The sequence below is a fragment of the Streptosporangium sp. NPDC050855 genome, from assembly GCF_044456585.1.
GTDB classification, from domain to species: Bacteria; Actinomycetota; Actinomycetes; order Streptosporangiales; family Streptosporangiaceae; genus Streptosporangium; species Streptosporangium longisporum.
In genome coordinates, this window is the sequence record NZ_JBITFY010000004.1 from 131,341 (window position 1) to 145,520 (window position 14,180).

The 14,180-nt window shown below is 72.6% G+C and carries 12 protein-coding genes; 3 read left to right on the plus strand and 9 right to left on the minus strand.

Features of this window, described 5'->3' with window-relative positions; translation table 11 throughout:
- Nucleotides 1-288 precede the first annotated feature (288 nt).
- The 6 genes from ACIBCT_RS11350 to ACIBCT_RS11375 all read right to left on the minus strand — a co-directional run bounded on the left by ACIBCT_RS11350 (nucleotide 289) and on the right by ACIBCT_RS11375 (nucleotide 6,313).
- Complete coding sequence (locus ACIBCT_RS11350) at nucleotides 289-1,227, minus strand: sigma-70 family RNA polymerase sigma factor (RefSeq protein ID WP_344888185.1); 939 nt, start codon at nucleotides 1,225-1,227, stop codon at nucleotides 289-291.
- Nucleotides 1,228-1,423: 196 nt separating this feature from the next.
- Nucleotides 1,424-2,605 carry an imidazolonepropionase gene (gene hutI / locus ACIBCT_RS11355; protein WP_399187327.1) on the minus strand — a complete coding sequence of 394 codons (1,182 nt, stop codon included), beginning with the start codon at nucleotides 2,603-2,605 and terminating at the stop codon, nucleotides 1,424-1,426.
- Nucleotides 2,602-3,963: a formimidoylglutamate deiminase gene (locus ACIBCT_RS11360; protein WP_399187329.1), complete on the minus strand. Its 1,362-nt coding sequence runs from the start codon at nucleotides 3,961-3,963 to the stop codon at nucleotides 2,602-2,604. Before ACIBCT_RS11360 ends, hutI begins: the two co-directional genes overlap by 4 nt.
- Nucleotides 3,951-5,117, minus strand: coding sequence for an allantoate amidohydrolase (locus tag ACIBCT_RS11365; protein WP_399187762.1), 1,167 nt, complete (start codon nucleotides 5,115-5,117; stop codon nucleotides 3,951-3,953). Before ACIBCT_RS11365 ends, ACIBCT_RS11360 begins: the two co-directional genes overlap by 13 nt.
- 131 nt (nucleotides 5,118-5,248) lie before the next feature.
- The gene (locus ACIBCT_RS11370; protein ID WP_399187331.1) at nucleotides 5,249-5,935 is read right to left on the minus strand and encodes an SDR family oxidoreductase; all 687 of its coding nucleotides are present in this window, start codon (nucleotides 5,933-5,935) and stop codon (nucleotides 5,249-5,251) included.
- A gap of 48 nt (nucleotides 5,936-5,983) precedes the next feature.
- Entirely contained in the window at nucleotides 5,984-6,313 is a 330-nt protein-coding gene (locus tag ACIBCT_RS11375) for a hypothetical protein (protein WP_399187333.1), read from the minus strand.
- Nucleotides 6,314-6,350: 37 nt separating this feature from the next.
- Here ACIBCT_RS11375 and ACIBCT_RS11380 point away from each other — a divergent pair, with 37 nt between their 5' ends.
- The 3 genes from ACIBCT_RS11380 to ACIBCT_RS11390 all read left to right on the plus strand — a co-directional run bounded on the left by ACIBCT_RS11380 (nucleotide 6,351) and on the right by ACIBCT_RS11390 (nucleotide 8,716).
- Nucleotides 6,351-6,881, plus strand: a complete 531-nt coding sequence (locus ACIBCT_RS11380; protein WP_399187335.1) for a PadR family transcriptional regulator — start codon at nucleotides 6,351-6,353, stop codon at nucleotides 6,879-6,881.
- A 109-nt stretch (nucleotides 6,882-6,990) separates the two neighbouring features.
- The gene (locus ACIBCT_RS11385; RefSeq protein ID WP_399187337.1) at nucleotides 6,991-7,950 is read left to right on the plus strand and encodes an ATP-binding cassette domain-containing protein; all 960 of its coding nucleotides are present in this window, start codon (nucleotides 6,991-6,993) and stop codon (nucleotides 7,948-7,950) included.
- Nucleotides 7,951-7,966: 16 nt separating this feature from the next.
- The gene (locus ACIBCT_RS11390) at nucleotides 7,967-8,716 is read left to right on the plus strand and encodes an ABC transporter permease (protein WP_399187339.1); all 750 of its coding nucleotides are present in this window, start codon (nucleotides 7,967-7,969) and stop codon (nucleotides 8,714-8,716) included.
- A gap of 28 nt (nucleotides 8,717-8,744) precedes the next feature.
- Here the strand turns inward: ACIBCT_RS11390 and ACIBCT_RS11395 are convergent, their stop codons facing one another.
- From ACIBCT_RS11395 to ACIBCT_RS11405, 3 genes are all read right to left on the minus strand, one after another.
- On the minus strand, nucleotides 8,745-9,569 hold the full coding sequence (locus ACIBCT_RS11395; RefSeq protein WP_399187341.1) for a MurR/RpiR family transcriptional regulator: 825 nt from the start codon (nucleotides 9,567-9,569) through the stop codon (nucleotides 8,745-8,747).
- 122 nt (nucleotides 9,570-9,691) lie between these two features.
- Entirely contained in the window at nucleotides 9,692-11,347 is a 1,656-nt protein-coding gene (gene hutU / locus ACIBCT_RS11400; RefSeq protein ID WP_399187343.1) for a urocanate hydratase, read from the minus strand.
- Nucleotides 11,348-11,704: 357 nt separating this feature from the next.
- Nucleotides 11,705-13,492: an ABC transporter ATP-binding protein gene (locus ACIBCT_RS11405; RefSeq protein ID WP_399187345.1), complete on the minus strand. Its 1,788-nt coding sequence runs from the start codon at nucleotides 13,490-13,492 to the stop codon at nucleotides 11,705-11,707.
- Between the last annotated feature and the right edge of the window lie 688 nt (nucleotides 13,493-14,180).

Below are 14,180 nucleotides of genomic sequence, written 5' to 3' on the forward strand. Positions count from 1 at the left end.
CGCTTCAGCCACCCACGGCCCCCTGGGCGGCCCGAAAGAAAGCCACTACGGCCCGCACCCCCATCGACCGACGCCGTGAAGCGGAGGTGGGCGGGTGTTCCGGCCGGCGTATAAAAGCCCGCGACCACCGCGCCCGAACGGCCGAAGGCCGAGACCACCAGAGCCCCACCCGAACGGCCGGCCGGAACACCCGCCCACCGCAGCGGCCACGAACACCGGCCACCCCAAGAGCCGTGAGACAAAAAGATCCGGCACGGTCCACAGGAACCGTGCCGGATCAGGAACCGCTCAGGCGGCCGTGGCCATCTTGCGCAGCCGGGCCAGCGCGTCGCGCTCGATGCGCCGGGCGCGGTCACGGCCGATGCCATAGCGCTCGCCGACCTCGGTGAGCGTGTGCTCGCGACCGTCCATCAGGCCGTACCGCCAGCGGAGCATCTCCCGGGTCTGCCCCTCCAGCCCGGTCAGCCACTCCTCCAGGCGCTCGCGCTCCAGGATGTCCATGGCCTGCTGCTCGGGGTCGGCCCACGTGTCGTCGGCGATCATGTCCCCGAGCTCGGTCTCGTCCTCGTCCCCCACGCCCAGCTGCAGCGAGACGGGGTCGGAGGCCCAGCGCCGAAGCTCGCGCACCCGCTCGATGGGCAGCTCCAGCACCGCCGCGAGGTCGGCGTCGGTCGGCTCCTGGTCGAACTCGGCCAGCATGTCCCGCCGGACCCGCATCAACCTGGTCATCTGCTCCCCGGCGTGGGTGGGCAGGCGCACCGGGCGGGCCTGCTCGTGGATGGCACGCCCCACGGACTGCCGGATCCACCAGGTGGCGTAGGTCGAGAACTTGTAGCCGCGCCGGTAGTCGAACTTCTCGACGGCGCGGACCAGCCCCAGGTTCCCCTCCTGGACCAGATCGATCAGCGGCATTCCCCGGCCGGAATATTTGCGCGCGACGGCCACCACGAGACGTAGATTGGCCTGGATGAATTCGTCCTTGGCCCGTCGCCCGGAAACCGCCAGCCGTTCGAGCTCCTCATCGGCGGCGTCCGCGATCCGCGGCTCCGTCGACCCACCGTCCAGCAACTGCTCCGCGAACAGGCCCGCCTCGATCCGCTTGGCGAGCTCGACCTCCTGCTCCGCGGTGAGCAGGGGCACCCGTCCGATCTCTGCCAGGTAGGTCCCGAGCAGGTCCCGATCCGAGACGTGCTGATCCTGCGTCCGATTCCCCGTCGGCCTTGCCATCCGATGGCACCTCGCTCCGCCTGCTTATGACGTGCCCACCCGCTCGTTCAACGCCCCGTGCGTCAAGACACATCGCTTGTCTTTTCAACGGGCGGATCATGGCAAAGATTCCCTCAAGAAGTACGCCTGGAGAATGGTTTTGGATTTCCTCCTCAGGGAGGATGCCCGCCATACCCCGACACTCCGGGAAAGTCGATCAGACCAGGCGCCGGCCTTCTTTCCACACCTGCGTCACCAGCGGCACTCCCGGCCGGTAGGCGAGGTGGACGTACGTCGGGGCGTCCAGGATCACCAGGTCCCCCCGGGTCCCGACCCGCAGCGTGCCGACGTCGCCGCGGCGCAGCGCCCCGGCTCCGCCGTGGGTGGCGGCCCTGATCGCCTCCACCGGCGTCATGCCCATCTCGCGGACGGCCAGCGCCACGCAGAACGGCATGGAGGAGGTGAAGGAGGAGCCCGGGTTGCAGTCGGTGGCCAGCGCGACCGTCACCCCGGCGTCCAGCAGGCGGCGGGCGTCCGGGTAGGGGGAACGGGTGGAGAACTCGGCACCGGGGAGCAGGGTGGCCACCACGCCCGAGGAGGACAGGATCGAGACGTCGTCGTCGGTCAGGTGGGTGCAGTGGTCGGCCGAGGCGGCGCCCAGCTCTGCGGCGAGGCGCACCCCGGGCCCGGGGCCGAGCTGGTTGGCGTGGACGCGCGGCATCAGTCCCGCCTGCATCCCGGCCCGCAGGATCTCCGCGGACTGGTCGGCGTCGAAGGCGCCGCGCTCGCAGAACACGTCGACCCAGCGGGCGTGCGGCGCGCACGCCTTGAGCATCTCCCCGGTGACGAGGCGGACGTACTCCTCGGCCGAGGGGGCGTCCGGCGGGACGACGTGCGCGCCCAGGTAGGTGGTCTCCGGGGTGAACCCGCTCGCGATCTCCAGACAGCGGCGCTCGTCCTCGACCGTGAGGCCGTACCCGCTCTTGATCTCGACCGTGGTCGTCCCCTGCGCGAGCATCTCGGCGACCAGCGTGGTGGTGCGCGCCACCAGCTCGGCGTCGGAGGCGGCGCGGGTCGCCGACACCGTGGTGCGGATCCCGCCCGCGGTGTAGGGGCGGCCGGTCATGCGGGCGGCGAACTCGGCCGTACGGTCGCCCGCGAAGACGAGGTGGGCGTGGCTGTCGACGAAGCCCGGGATCACGCAGCGGCCGTCCACGTCGATCCGCTCGTCGGCCTCGGGCGCCGATCCGGCGTGCCCGACCCATGCCACGTGGCCGTCCTCGACGACCAGTGCGGCGTCGTGGATCTCCTCCCGCGCGGGGTCGCCCGTGTAGAGCAGCCCGATGCGGTCGAACAGCGTGCTCCCGGACGGCCGTTCCCCGTCTGTGACGCTCCTCATGACGCGCTCTCCTGTCGTGTCGTGGCGATCGCCTCGGCGAGCAGGGCTCCGACGTCGCCCAGGACGTGCCGTCCGTCCGAGACCACGTGACGGCCGCCCGAGACCACGGAGTGCACGTCGGCGGCGGTGGCGGCGAAGACCACGGTCTCGGCGAGGTGCCCGGGGTCGGCGCCGGCCGTGCGGGGCGAGTCCAGGCGTACCGAGACCAGGTCGGCCCAGGCGCCGGGGACGAGCACGCCCGCGCCGGGGAAGCCGAGCGAGTCGTGCCCGGCGGCCGTGGCGGCGTGCAGCAGCTCCGCGGCCGGCCAGTGGCCGCGCCGCTCGCTGGCCAGCCGCTCGTTCAGCTCGACCGCGCGGGCCTCCTCGAACAGGTCGACGACCGCGTGGCTGTCCGAGCCGAGCGTGATCGGCGATCCCGCGTCGAACAGCGTCCTGGCGGGCCCGATGCCGTCGGCGAGGTCGCGCTCGGTCGTCGGGCACATGCACACGCGGGTGCCGGAGCCTGCGAGCAGCGCGATGTCGGCCTCCGACAGGTGCGTGGCGTGCACCGCGGTCGTGCGGGGCCCCAGGGCACCGTGGGTCTCCAGCAGCCGCACCGGGCTCATGCCGTACGCCTCCTCGCAGGCGGTGTTCTCGGCCCGCTGCTCGGAGACGTGGGCGTGCAGCGGTACGGCGTGGCGCCTGGAGACGTCGGCCACCACGTGGATCCGGTCGGCCGGGACGGCGCGGACCGAGTGCACGGCCACCCCGATCTCCACGTCCCGCTCCCCGCGGTGGCGGGACGTGAGCTCCTCCACCCGCGCGGCCCACCGGTCGGCGTCGCCGTCGCCGAACCGGAGCTGGACGCCGCTCAGCGGGACGCCGGCGCCCCCGGTCAGGTAGCAGGCGTCCAGCAGCGCGATGCGCAGCCCGGCCTCGCGCGCAGCCTGGATCAGGGCGTGTCCCATGACGTTCGGGTCGTCGTACGGCCTGCCGCCCGGGGCGTGGTGAAGGTAGTGGAACTCCCCCACGCAGGTGATCCCGGCCAGTGCCATCTCGGCGAAGACCGCCCTGGCGAGGGTGAGGTAGGAGTCGGGGTCGAGCGTCCCGGCCACGGCGTACATGCGCTCGCGCCAGGTCCAAAAGGTGCCCCTCTCGCGCTGCGTCACCCCGCGCAGGGCGCGGTGGAAGGCGTGGGAGTGGGCGTTCGCCAGGCCCGGCAGGGTCAGCCCCGCCAGCCGGACGGCTCCGCGGGGCGGGGACGGCACGCCGGTGTCGATCCGGGTGATCACCGTGTCCCGGACCGCGACGAGCACTCCCGCGACCGCCCGTCCCGGTGGCAGCCAGGCCAGCTCGCACCAGTAGGTCAGTTCCCGCACAGATCCTCCAGGACGGCGGCGAGGACGGTGACCCCGGCGTGGCAGTCCGTCCTCTCGGCGTGTTCTTCCGGAGAGTGGGAGATGCCCGTCGGGTTACGGACGAACACCATCGCGCTGGGCACACCCGCGGACGCGAGGATCCCGGCGTCGTGCCCGGCGCCGGTCGCCAGGACGGGGGCGTCTCCGGCGACGGCGGCGATCCGGTCCCGCAGGGCCGCGTCGAAGTCGACGAGCGGGGTCCAGGACTCGACGGTCACCTCGGCCCCGGAGAACTCGGTGACCTCGGCGACCAGCGCCCTGACCGCGTCCTCGTCGCCGCCCCTGGCGTCCAGCCAGGCGCTCACCAGGCCGGGGACGGCGTTGGCGTTGTTGGGCGACACGCGCGTCCTGCCGAAGGTGGCGACGACGCCGCCGTCGCGCTCGGCGGCCTGGCGGGCGTGCAGCACGGTACGGGCGAAGGGCAGCATCGGGTCGTCGCGGTCGGCCAGGCGGGTGGTGCCCGCGTGGTTGGCCTGGCCGTGGAAGTCGAAGCGCCAGCGGCCGTGCGGCCAGATGGCCGAGGCGACGCCGACCGGCGCGTCCCGGTGGACCAGGTCCCGGCCCTGCTCGACGTGGAGTTCGACGAAGACGCCGATGTGCCGCAGGGTCTCGTCGTCGCGGCCCAGCTCGGCGGGGTCGCGCCCGGCACGGCGCAGCACCTCGGCCAGCGAGTCGCCCTCGTCGTCGGTCAGTGAGCGGGCCCTGTCGGGGTCGAGGACGCCGGTCAGCAGGCGGGAGCCGATGCACGGGACGCCGAAGCGGGCGCCCTCCTCGTCGGTGAAGCAGGCGATCCCCAGCGGGCGGGCGGGCCGGAAACCCTTGGCCCGCAGCAGGTCGAGCGCGGCGAAGGCCGACACCACGCCGAGGGGGCCGTCGAAGGCGCCGCCCTGGCGTACCGAGTCGAGATGGCTGCCGGTGACCACTCCCGGCCGGGCCGACGGGTCGCCCCACCAGGCCCACAGGTTGCCGTTGCGGTCCTGCGCGGTGTCGAGGCCGCGCCTGGCCGCCTCCTGCTCGAACCAGAGGCGGAGCTCCAGATCGGCGGGCGACCACGCGTCCCGCAGGTAGCCCCGGGTCCGGTCGTCACGTCCGAGGTGCTCGATGGCACCCCACATCTCGTCGAACACCCTCCCATTATGTGAATGAACTCATTCATTGGCGAGCCCGCGAGACGTCCGCCCCGGCTCGTCCCGCCCGTACCCGGCCAGGACGAGCCGGGACAGGCCGCGGCGGCCGGGAGCCGCCCTCAGCTCGGCGGGCCCGCGGCGGGACGGACGGTGATCTCGGTGACGTGGGCGTCGGGGGACGCGGTCAGGGCCGCCAGCGCCGCCCGGGCCACCGAGTCCGCGTCCAGGTACTTCTCCGGCTGATAGGGGCCGCCCTCCTGGTCGCGCACCCCGCGCTGCATGTCGGTGTCGACCCGCCCCGGGTAGATCGTCGTCACCCGCAGGCCCGGCTCCTCCAGGCGGAGCACGTCGGCGAAGGCGCGCAGCGCGTACTTGCTGGCCGAGTACGACCCCCAGCCGGGGCTGGTCCGCTGCCCCGACCCGGAGTTGATCAGCACCACGTGACCGCCCGTGGCGCGGAGCGCGGGGAGCAGCAGCCGGGTCAGCTCGGCCACCGCGATCAGGTTGATCTCCATGGTGCGTCGCCACACCTCGGCCGGGGTCTCCTCGACGCGGCCCAGGGTCACCACTCCCGCGCTGTGCACGAGGACGTCGAGCCGGTCGACGTCGGCGACGTCGGCCTCGGTGACGGCGGTGAGCTCCACCGGCCAGGGACGCGCGCCGGGCAGGCCGGAGGCCACCGCGGCCAGCGCCCCGGTGTCGCGGCCGCCGAGCAGCAGGTCGTGGGTGGGGGCCAGGGCGCGGGCGATCGCGGCGCCGACCCCCCGGGAGGCGCCGGTGACCAGCGCGACGGGGCGTTCGGACATGACGATCACCCTACTCGGACCACCGGTCGTCCTCTCCGGCCGCCCGGATCACTCGGGGCGGAACGTCTCGGGCCCCGGGCGCTCCAGCGTCACCGCGAGGACGTTCTCGCGCGGGTACCCGATGTCGTTGGGGCGGACCCTGACCGCGCCGGCCGCCGCCTCGACGATCACACACCGGTACCACTCCCCCTCCTCCAGGAACAGCCAGGGGCGCATCAGCACCTCCAGCCCGGACCGGTGGACCTCCTCCAGCGCGTCGGCCTCCGGACGGGGCTCTCCGAGCGGGTAGCCGAACACGGTCAGGGGCTCCCACCCCTCGCCCGAGGGGCGAATGAAGCCCAGCAGGGCGCCGTCATCGTCACGTCTGATCTCTCGCATGTTGACAGCATACTCAAACTTGAATACAAATTTGAGCATGTCTTCCACCCGGACCCTGTTGCTCGGCGTACTGCTCGACGGCCCGCTGCACGGCTACGAGGTACGGCGCCGCCTCGAACTGTGGGGCGCCGACACCTGGGCCAACGTGGCCTACGGCTCGATCTACCACGGCCTGGCCAAGATGGCCGAGGAAGGACTCCTGGAGGTCGTCGAGCAGGGCAGGGGCGGCAGGACCGTCTACGGCGTCACCGAGGCCGGACGGGCCGACTTCCACCAGCAGCTGATGAACAGCTGGTGGTTCGTGAAGCCGATCGTCGACCCCTTCCAGGTCGCGCTCACCTTCATGGACCGGCTCCCCCCCGCCGACCTGGTCAACGCCATGGAGGCGAGGGTCGAGCAACTGCGGGCGTCCATCGCGATGATGGAACGGGCCCTCGGCGGCAAGCAGGCCTACGGAGCCCCCCGGCACGTCGACGAGTGCCTGCGGCTCAACATCCGCCAGTTCCAGGCGCAGCTCGACTGGATCGAGGAGACCGTCGGCGACGTCAGGTCCGGCAAGCTGCCCTGAGCCCCGCCCGCGCCACACCGGAACGACCGGAAGACCGCCTGCCCGGAGAACCGGCCGGGTCCGCGCGCCCGTTCCCGGGCCCCTCCCACATCCCCCACGACGGAGATTCATGATCATCGAAGCGCACGACCTGCGCAAGACCTTCACCGCTCGACGCGGCAGGGGCGGCACCCAGGAGGTCGAGGCCGTCAAGGGCGTCGACCTGTCCGTCGCCGAGGGCGAGATCTTCGCCTTCCTCGGCCCCAACGGCGCGGGCAAGACCACCACGATCCGGATGCTCGCCACCCTCGTGGCCCCCACCTCCGGCACCGCCCGGGTGGCGGGCCACGACGTGGTCACCGAGGCGGCCCGGGTCCGGGAGAGGATCGGCTACGTCGGCCAGGGAGGCGGCGTGGACGAGAACGCCCCCGGCCGCGAAGGGCTGATCCTCGCGGCCCGGATCGGCGGCATGTCCCGCGCGCGGGCGAAGGCGCGCAGCGAGGAACTCCTGGCCGCCTTCGACCTGGCCGAGCTGGCCGACCGCCCCGTGCGGACGCTGTCCGGCGGCCAGAAGCGCAGGTTCGCCCTCGCCCTCGGCCTGGTCAACCACCCGCCGCTGTTCTTCCTCGACGAGCCCACCACCGGCCTGGACCCGCAGAACCGCGCCCACCTGTGGGACGAGGTGCGCGCCCTGCGCGAACGGGGCACCAGCGTGCTGCTGACCACCCACTACCTGGAGGAGGCCGACGCGCTCTGCGACCGGCTCGTCATCATCGACCACGGCCGCGTCGTCGCGGAGGGCACCCCCGCCGAGCTCAAGAAGGAGGTGGCGGGCGACGTCGTCACCCTGCGCCTCGACCGGGCCCCCGAGGCGCGGGTCCTCCTCGACGCCGAGCCGTACGTCAGGGAGATCCATGAGGAGGACGACGTCCTGCGCGCCTACCTCGACGACGGCGAGCACAACCTGCCCGCCCTGCTCCGCCTCCTGGAGGGCGCCGGGCTGCCGATCCGGTCGATCTCCCTGGACCGGGCCACGCTCGACGACGTGTTCCTGCGTCACACCGGCCGCTTTCTGCGCGACGAGAACTGAACGACGAGGACCCCCCATGTTCCGACACACGATGCTGTTCCTGGGTCATGAGCTCAGGACCACCCTGCGCAATCCGGTCTGGCCGCTGTTCGGCCTGATGCAGCCCGTCCTGTACCTGCTCCTGTTCGCACCGCTGGTGGCCAACACCACCGCGGGCGGCACCATGGCCGACACGCTGCGGATGTTCACCCCCGGCGTGATGATGATGATCGCCCTGTTCGGCTCGCTCTTCGTGGGCTTCGGCATGATCAACGAGATCCGCAACGGCTATCTGGAACGCCTCGCGGTCAGCTCCGCCTGGCGTCCCGCGATCGTGCTCGGCCGCACCCTGCGCGACGTGATCGTGCTGGTGCTCCAGGCCCTGCTGGTGATCGCGCTGGCCACGCTGATGGGCATGCGGGCCAGCCTGCCGGGGCTGGCGCTCATGCTGGTGCTGATGGCCGCCACCGGGCTGCTCGCCTCCGGCCTGTCGTACGGCACGGCGCTGGCGTTGCGCGACGAGAACGGCATGTCGCAGATCATGCAGTTCTTCGCGATGCCGCTGATGCTGCTCACCGGCATCATGCTGCCCATGTCGCTGGCCCCCGACTGGATGCGGGTGGTCGCGCAGTTCAACCCGCTCTACCACGCGGTCGAGGCCGGCCGGGCGCTGTTCGACGGCGACTTCGCCGACGGCTCGATCCCGCTGGCGTTCGGCCTCATCCTGGTCCTGTCCGCGGCCGGCCTGCGCTGGTCGGTCGCCTCGATGAAGCGGCTCGCGGGGTAGCGGCGCGGATCCTCACCGGGACGCGCCGTCAGTCGAGCTGCTCGGTGAAGACCCCGGCCCGATCGGTCATCCGCTCGTACTCCTCCAGCCGGGCCTGCGTGCGCAGCGGCGCGGCGTCGGCCATGGCCTCGACCAGCACCATGGCCAGGGCCAGCGGCGCGGCGTGCGAGTCGAAGACGAGCCGCTCGCCCACCGGGGCGGCCAGGATCACGTCGGCCTCGAAGGGCACGTCCGGCCGGTCGGTGATCACGGCGACCCGCAGGCCCAGGTCACGGGCGTCGCGCAGGGCCTGCACGGCCTCGGCCGGGTAGCGGGGCAGGATCACCGCGAGCAGCCAGCCCGCCCCCGCCCGGCGCGCGGCGTGCAGGCCGTCGGCCAGTTCCGATCCGCCGTGGGTGAGCAGGCGGACGTCGGGATGGATCCTGCGGGCGAAGTAGGCGAACATGGTGGCCAGCCCGCTGGAGACCCGCAGGCCCAGCACGGGCAGGGGCTCGCATCCGGCCAGCCGGGTGCCCAGCTCCACCAGGGCCGAGGGGTCGCCCAGCGTCTCGCGTACGTTCCGCAGGTTGTCGATCTCCGCGTCGATCGCGGCCTGCAGGTCGTTGGCCCGCGACGTGCTCCGCCCTCCCACGACCAGGGGGCGCAGCGCCTGCCTGAGCTCGGGGTAGCCCGCGAAACCGAGCACCATCGCGAACCTGGTCACCGAGGGCTGGCTCACCCCGGCGCGCTCGGCCAGCTCCACGCTGGACAGGAAGATGGCCTCGGACAGGTGGTCGCCCAGGTAGCGCGCGATCCTCCGCTGCGCGGGCGAGAGCCGCCGCCCCTCCAGAAACCGATCGAGTCCGTCCGCCACGCCCCCTCCAACCGCTCGACGCACCACGGGCATTCCCCCGTCCCGCCGTCGTCCGTCCCCGGCCGGGACGCCGGAGGGGCACCGTGTGCCCGGCCCGGGCATGCGGCACCCCGGCAGGACGGTCAGGACTCGCGCATCGGGACGCGCACGCCCCGCTCGGAGGCCACGGTGACGGCCTCGTCGTACCCGGCGTCGACGTGGCGGACGACGCCGGTGCCGGGGTCGTTGGTGAGGACCCGCTCCAGCTTCTCCGCGCCGAGCCGGGTGCCGTCGGCGACGGTGACCTGGCCGGCGTGGATGGAGCGGCCGATGCCGACCCCGCCGCCGTGGTGGATGGAGACCCACGCGGCACCGGAGGCGACGTTGAGCATGGCGTTCAGCAGCGGCCAGTCGGCGATCGCGTCGGAGCCGTCGGCCATGCCCTCGGTCTCCCGGTACGGGCTCGCGACGCTCCCGCAGTCGAGGTGGTCGCGGCCGATGACCAGCGGGGCCTCGATCTCCCCGGAGGCGACCATGTCGTTGAACCGCTCCCCGGCCAGGTGGCGCTCGCCGTAGCCGAGCCAGCAGATGCGGGCGGGCAGGCCCTGGAAGTGCACCTTCTCCCCCGCGAGCCGGATCCACCGGGCGAGCGGCTCGTTGTCGGGGAACAGCTCCAGGATCGCCCGGTCGGTCCTGGCGATGTCGGAGGCCGACCCCGACAGCGCGGCCCAGCGGAACGGCCCCTTGCCCTCGCAGAACAGCGGCCGGATGTAGGCGGGCACGAAGCCGGGGAAGTCGAACGCGCGGGTGCAGCCCGCGAGCCGCGCCTCCCCCCGGATCGAGTTGCCGTAGTCGAAGACCTCGGCCCCGGCGTCCTGGAAGCCGACCATGGCCTCCACGTGCGCGGCCATCGACTCGCGGGCCCGGAGGGTGAAACCGGCCGGGTCCTTGGCGCGCTCTTCGGCCATGTCCTCGAAGGCGACCCCGGCCGGCAGGTACATCAGCGGGTCGTGGGCCGAGGTCTGGTCGGTGACGACGTCGATCTCGGCGCCCCTGCGCAGCAGTTCGGGCACGATCTCGGCCGCGTTGCCCTCCACCCCGATGCTCAGCGGCTCGCGCCGGTCGCGGGCGTCGTACGCCAGGCGCAGCGCCTCGTCCAGGTCGGCGGCGCGGACGTCCAGGTAGCGGTGCTCGATACGCCGGTCGATCGACCGGGGGTCGCAGTCGACGCAGATCACCACGCCGCCGTTCATGGTCACGGCCAGCGGCTGGGCGCCGCCCATGCCGCCCAGCCCGGCGGTCAGCGTGATCGTCCCGGCCAGGCTGCCGCCGAACCGCTTGGCGGCGACGGCGCCGAAGGTCTCGTAGGTGCCCTGCAGGATGCCCTGGGTGCCGATGTAGATCCACGAACCCGCGGTCATCTGCCCGTACATGGTGAGCCCGGCGGCCTCCAGCCGCCGGAACTCCTCCCAGTTCGCCCAGTCGGGCACCAGGTTGGAGTTGGCGATGAGCACCCGCGGGGCCCACTCGTGGGTACGGAACACGCCGACGGGACGGCCGGACTGCACCAGCAGCGTCTCGTCGCCCTCCAAGGTGGTCAGGGTTCGTGTGATCGCGTCGAAGGACCGCCAGTCACGGGCGGCCTTGCCCGAGCCGCCGTAGACGACGAGCTCCTCGGGATGCTCGGCGACCTCGGGGTCCAGGTTGTTCTGGATCATGCGGAGCGCGGCCTCCTGCGGCCACCCCTTGGCGGTGAGCGTGGTACCGCGCGGCGCGCGCACAACCCTGCTGCCGGTCATGCCCGACCTCCCCATCGGAGATGAATGAACGCATTCATACTTGGCCACGCGGGGACCGCGGGTCAACCCGGAGGACGGGGTGCCGCGGGCAGCGCGCCCACGACACCCCTGGTGGTGGCCGTAACGATCGTCACGCCCCGGCTCTCGTCCCGCACGGACGGGGTCGGGAGATCGAATGCGGCGCGCGCCCGATGGGCGCCCCGGTGCGAAGGAGAGGCTTCGCACTGGCGGGATGCCCGATTCACCGGACGGCGAATCAGTCCACCGGGCCCACACGAGCGTTATTCCTTGGGAAGGATATGAATTTGCCCAATCGAGCCGGTGACCGTGCGATGCGTTCACCCGCCGTGGGCGCGGTCAGGTGGGCAGCAGGAACTGGGTGGCGGCCAGCTCGCGGTACAGGGCGTCGTCGGCGAGCAGCTCGTCGTGGGTGCCCACGGCCCGCACCCGGCCCGCCTCCATGACCACGATCCGGCCGGCGCCGGTCACCGTGGAGAGGCGGTGGGCGATCACCAGCACGGTCGTCTCCGCCGCCACCTCCGCGATCACCTCGCGCAGCCGCAGCTCGTTGACCGCGTCGAGCTGGGAGGTGGCCTCGTCCAGCAGGAGCAGCCGGGGGCCGCGCAGCAGGGCCCGGGCGATCGCGACCCGCTGCCGCTCACCGCCGGAGAGCATGATCCCGCGATGCCCGACCCGGGTGTCCAGCCCCTCGGGGAGGCGGGACACCAGGTCCTCCAGGTGGGTGCGGGCGAGCACCCGCCAGATGTCGGCCTCGTCCACGTCCGGCGCGGCGAAGACGAGGTTCTCCCTGAGCGTGCCGTCCAGGACCGGCGCGTCCTGCTCGACGTAGCCGAGGCAGGCGCGCAGCTCGGCCAGCGGCCAGTCGTCGATGTCGCGGCCGTCGATCCTGATCGACCCGGCCTGGCGCTCGTAGAACCTCTCCAGCAGGGAGAAGACCGTGGACTTGCCCGCCCCGGACGGTCCCACCAGGGCGGTCAGGCCGCCCGCGGGCACCTCGAAGGAGACGTCGTCGTGCACGACCGGCCTGTCGTCGCCGTAGCGGAAGGCCACGTTCTCGAAGACGACCCCGGCGGGACTGCCCCCGGCCCGGTAGACGGCACCGTCGGCCACCTCGCCGGGAAGCTCCTCGATCTCGCGGATCCGCTCGGCCGCGGCCAGGCCGTTCTGCAGCTGCGTGACGCCCTGGACGAGCTGACCGATGGGGGCCACCAGGTAGAACAGGTAGAGCAGGAAGGCGATCAGGGAGGAGACCTCCAGCGAGCCGGAGGCTACCCGGGCGCCGCCCACGCCGAGCACGGCCACGAAGGCGAGCTGCGCGGAGACCCACGCCGAGATGCCGGCGATGGAGTTCAGCCAGGCGACGGCGATCCCCCGGTCGCGCGCCTCCCGGGCCGCCACGCCGACCGTGGCGATCTCCCGCGCCTCGGCGCCGCTGGCCTTGACCGTACGGAACGCCTGGAGCACCCGGTCCAGGACCGCGCCCATCTCACCGACCGCGGCCTGCGCCTGGACGGACGCCTCCCGGATACGGGGCATGATCAGGCCGACCATCCCGCCGACCACGACCAGCACGCCGAGCGTGATGAGGAGCAGCATCCCGTCCATGATCGCCATCAGCACGATGGCGCCGACCAGCATGAACACCGAGCTGATCATCTCGACCACGCCGTTGGTGAACACCGCCCGCATCAGCGTGGTGTCGGAGGTCACCCGGGACATCAGGTCCCCCGGCTTGAGCCGGTCGACCTCCGGCACCCGCAGCCGCAGGATCCGGTCGACCAGGCGGCGGCGGGCCGAGAAGACGATGCCCTCGCCCATCCGTTCCATCACGTAGTTGCCCAGCGCGCCGATGGCCGCGCCCGCGAGCACGGCGGCGGTCAGGCCCAGCACCGGGCCGAGCAGGGAGCCCTGCTCGCCGAAGGCGTCGATGACCGCCTTGGCCAGCAGCGGCATCGCGAGCCCGGCCAGCGAGCCGACCAGGGTGAGCGTCCCGCCCAGCAGCAGTGCCCCGCGGTGCGGCCGTACGTAGGCGAACAGCAGCCGCCAGGACGCGGTCGTGGGCAATGCGATCCCCTCCGAAACGACATGATCGGTCTTTGGCCGTTCTTCTTGTCTACCGCGCATGCGCTCACTCCGGGCGTCTCGTCGCTGTCCCGTGATCGGGAATCGATGATGTCAACATAAGTTGACGGAGCGATCGCTGTCAATTTCGGTTGACGGGAGAGGGTGAGAGGAGGCGCGGTGCCCGGTGCTCGTCGGATCAGCACGGATCGGCACGGGTCGACACGGGTCGACACGGATCGACACAGGTTGGCAGAGATCAGCACGGGTCGGCACGGGTCGGGGATGCGGCAGGGCGAGGCGTGCGGGGGCGGTGGTCCGCCGGAACGGCGTGATCCACGAAAGGCCGGGCGTCCGGCGCGGAGGCCAGAGCGGGAGGGGCTCACCGGCCTGACGCCGAAGAAGCCGGGGGCATGGGCGAGGCCGGGCGCGGGAGGGGCCGGGCGGGCTCGGCCGGAACGGCCGGGGCTCGTGGTGGAGAGGCCAGAGCTCGCGGTGGAGGAGGCCGGGGGTCGCGGTTCGTGAGACCGGGGCGGGCCGCCGGTGAGGTCACCGGTGATGTCGGTGGAACCGGGCCCCCGCGGGCCCTGAGCATGACGGTGGCCCGTGGACCGTCGCGGTCCCGTGGGTTCGCGGGTCCCGTGGGCCGTCGCGGCGTCCGGGACACACCCGGGAAAGGCGGGCTCGGGGCGGCCGGGGCTCGTGAAGGACGGGCGGGGCTCGTGAAGGGCGGGCGGGGCTCGTGAAGGGC

Excerpts from the sequence above, each read along its gene's own strand:
- ACIBCT_RS11370 (WP_399187331.1), bottom strand. The coding sequence starts at position 5,935 with ATGTCCGAACGCCCCGTCGCGCTGGTCACCGGCGCCTCCCGGGGGGTC.
- ACIBCT_RS11405 (WP_399187345.1), bottom strand. The coding sequence starts at position 13,492 with ATGCGCGGTAGACAAGAAGAACGGCCAAAGACCGATCATGTCGTTTCG.
- ACIBCT_RS11380 (WP_399187335.1), top strand. The coding sequence starts at position 6,351 with ATGTCTTCCACCCGGACCCTGTTGCTCGGCGTACTGCTCGACGGCCCG.
- hutI (WP_399187327.1), bottom strand. The coding sequence starts at position 2,605 with ATGAGGAGCGTCACAGACGGGGAACGGCCGTCCGGGAGCACGCTGTTC.
- hutU (WP_399187343.1), bottom strand. The coding sequence starts at position 11,347 with ATGACCGGCAGCAGGGTTGTGCGCGCGCCGCGCGGTACCACGCTCACC.
- ACIBCT_RS11385 (WP_399187337.1), top strand. The coding sequence starts at position 6,991 with ATGATCATCGAAGCGCACGACCTGCGCAAGACCTTCACCGCTCGACGC.
- ACIBCT_RS11350 (WP_344888185.1), bottom strand. The coding sequence starts at position 1,227 with ATGGCAAGGCCGACGGGGAATCGGACGCAGGATCAGCACGTCTCGGAT.
- ACIBCT_RS11390 (WP_399187339.1), top strand. The coding sequence starts at position 7,967 with ATGTTCCGACACACGATGCTGTTCCTGGGTCATGAGCTCAGGACCACC.
- ACIBCT_RS11375 (WP_399187333.1), bottom strand. The coding sequence starts at position 6,313 with ATGCGAGAGATCAGACGTGACGATGACGGCGCCCTGCTGGGCTTCATT.
- ACIBCT_RS11365 (WP_399187762.1), bottom strand. The coding sequence starts at position 5,117 with ATGTGGGGTGCCATCGAGCACCTCGGACGTGACGACCGGACCCGGGGC.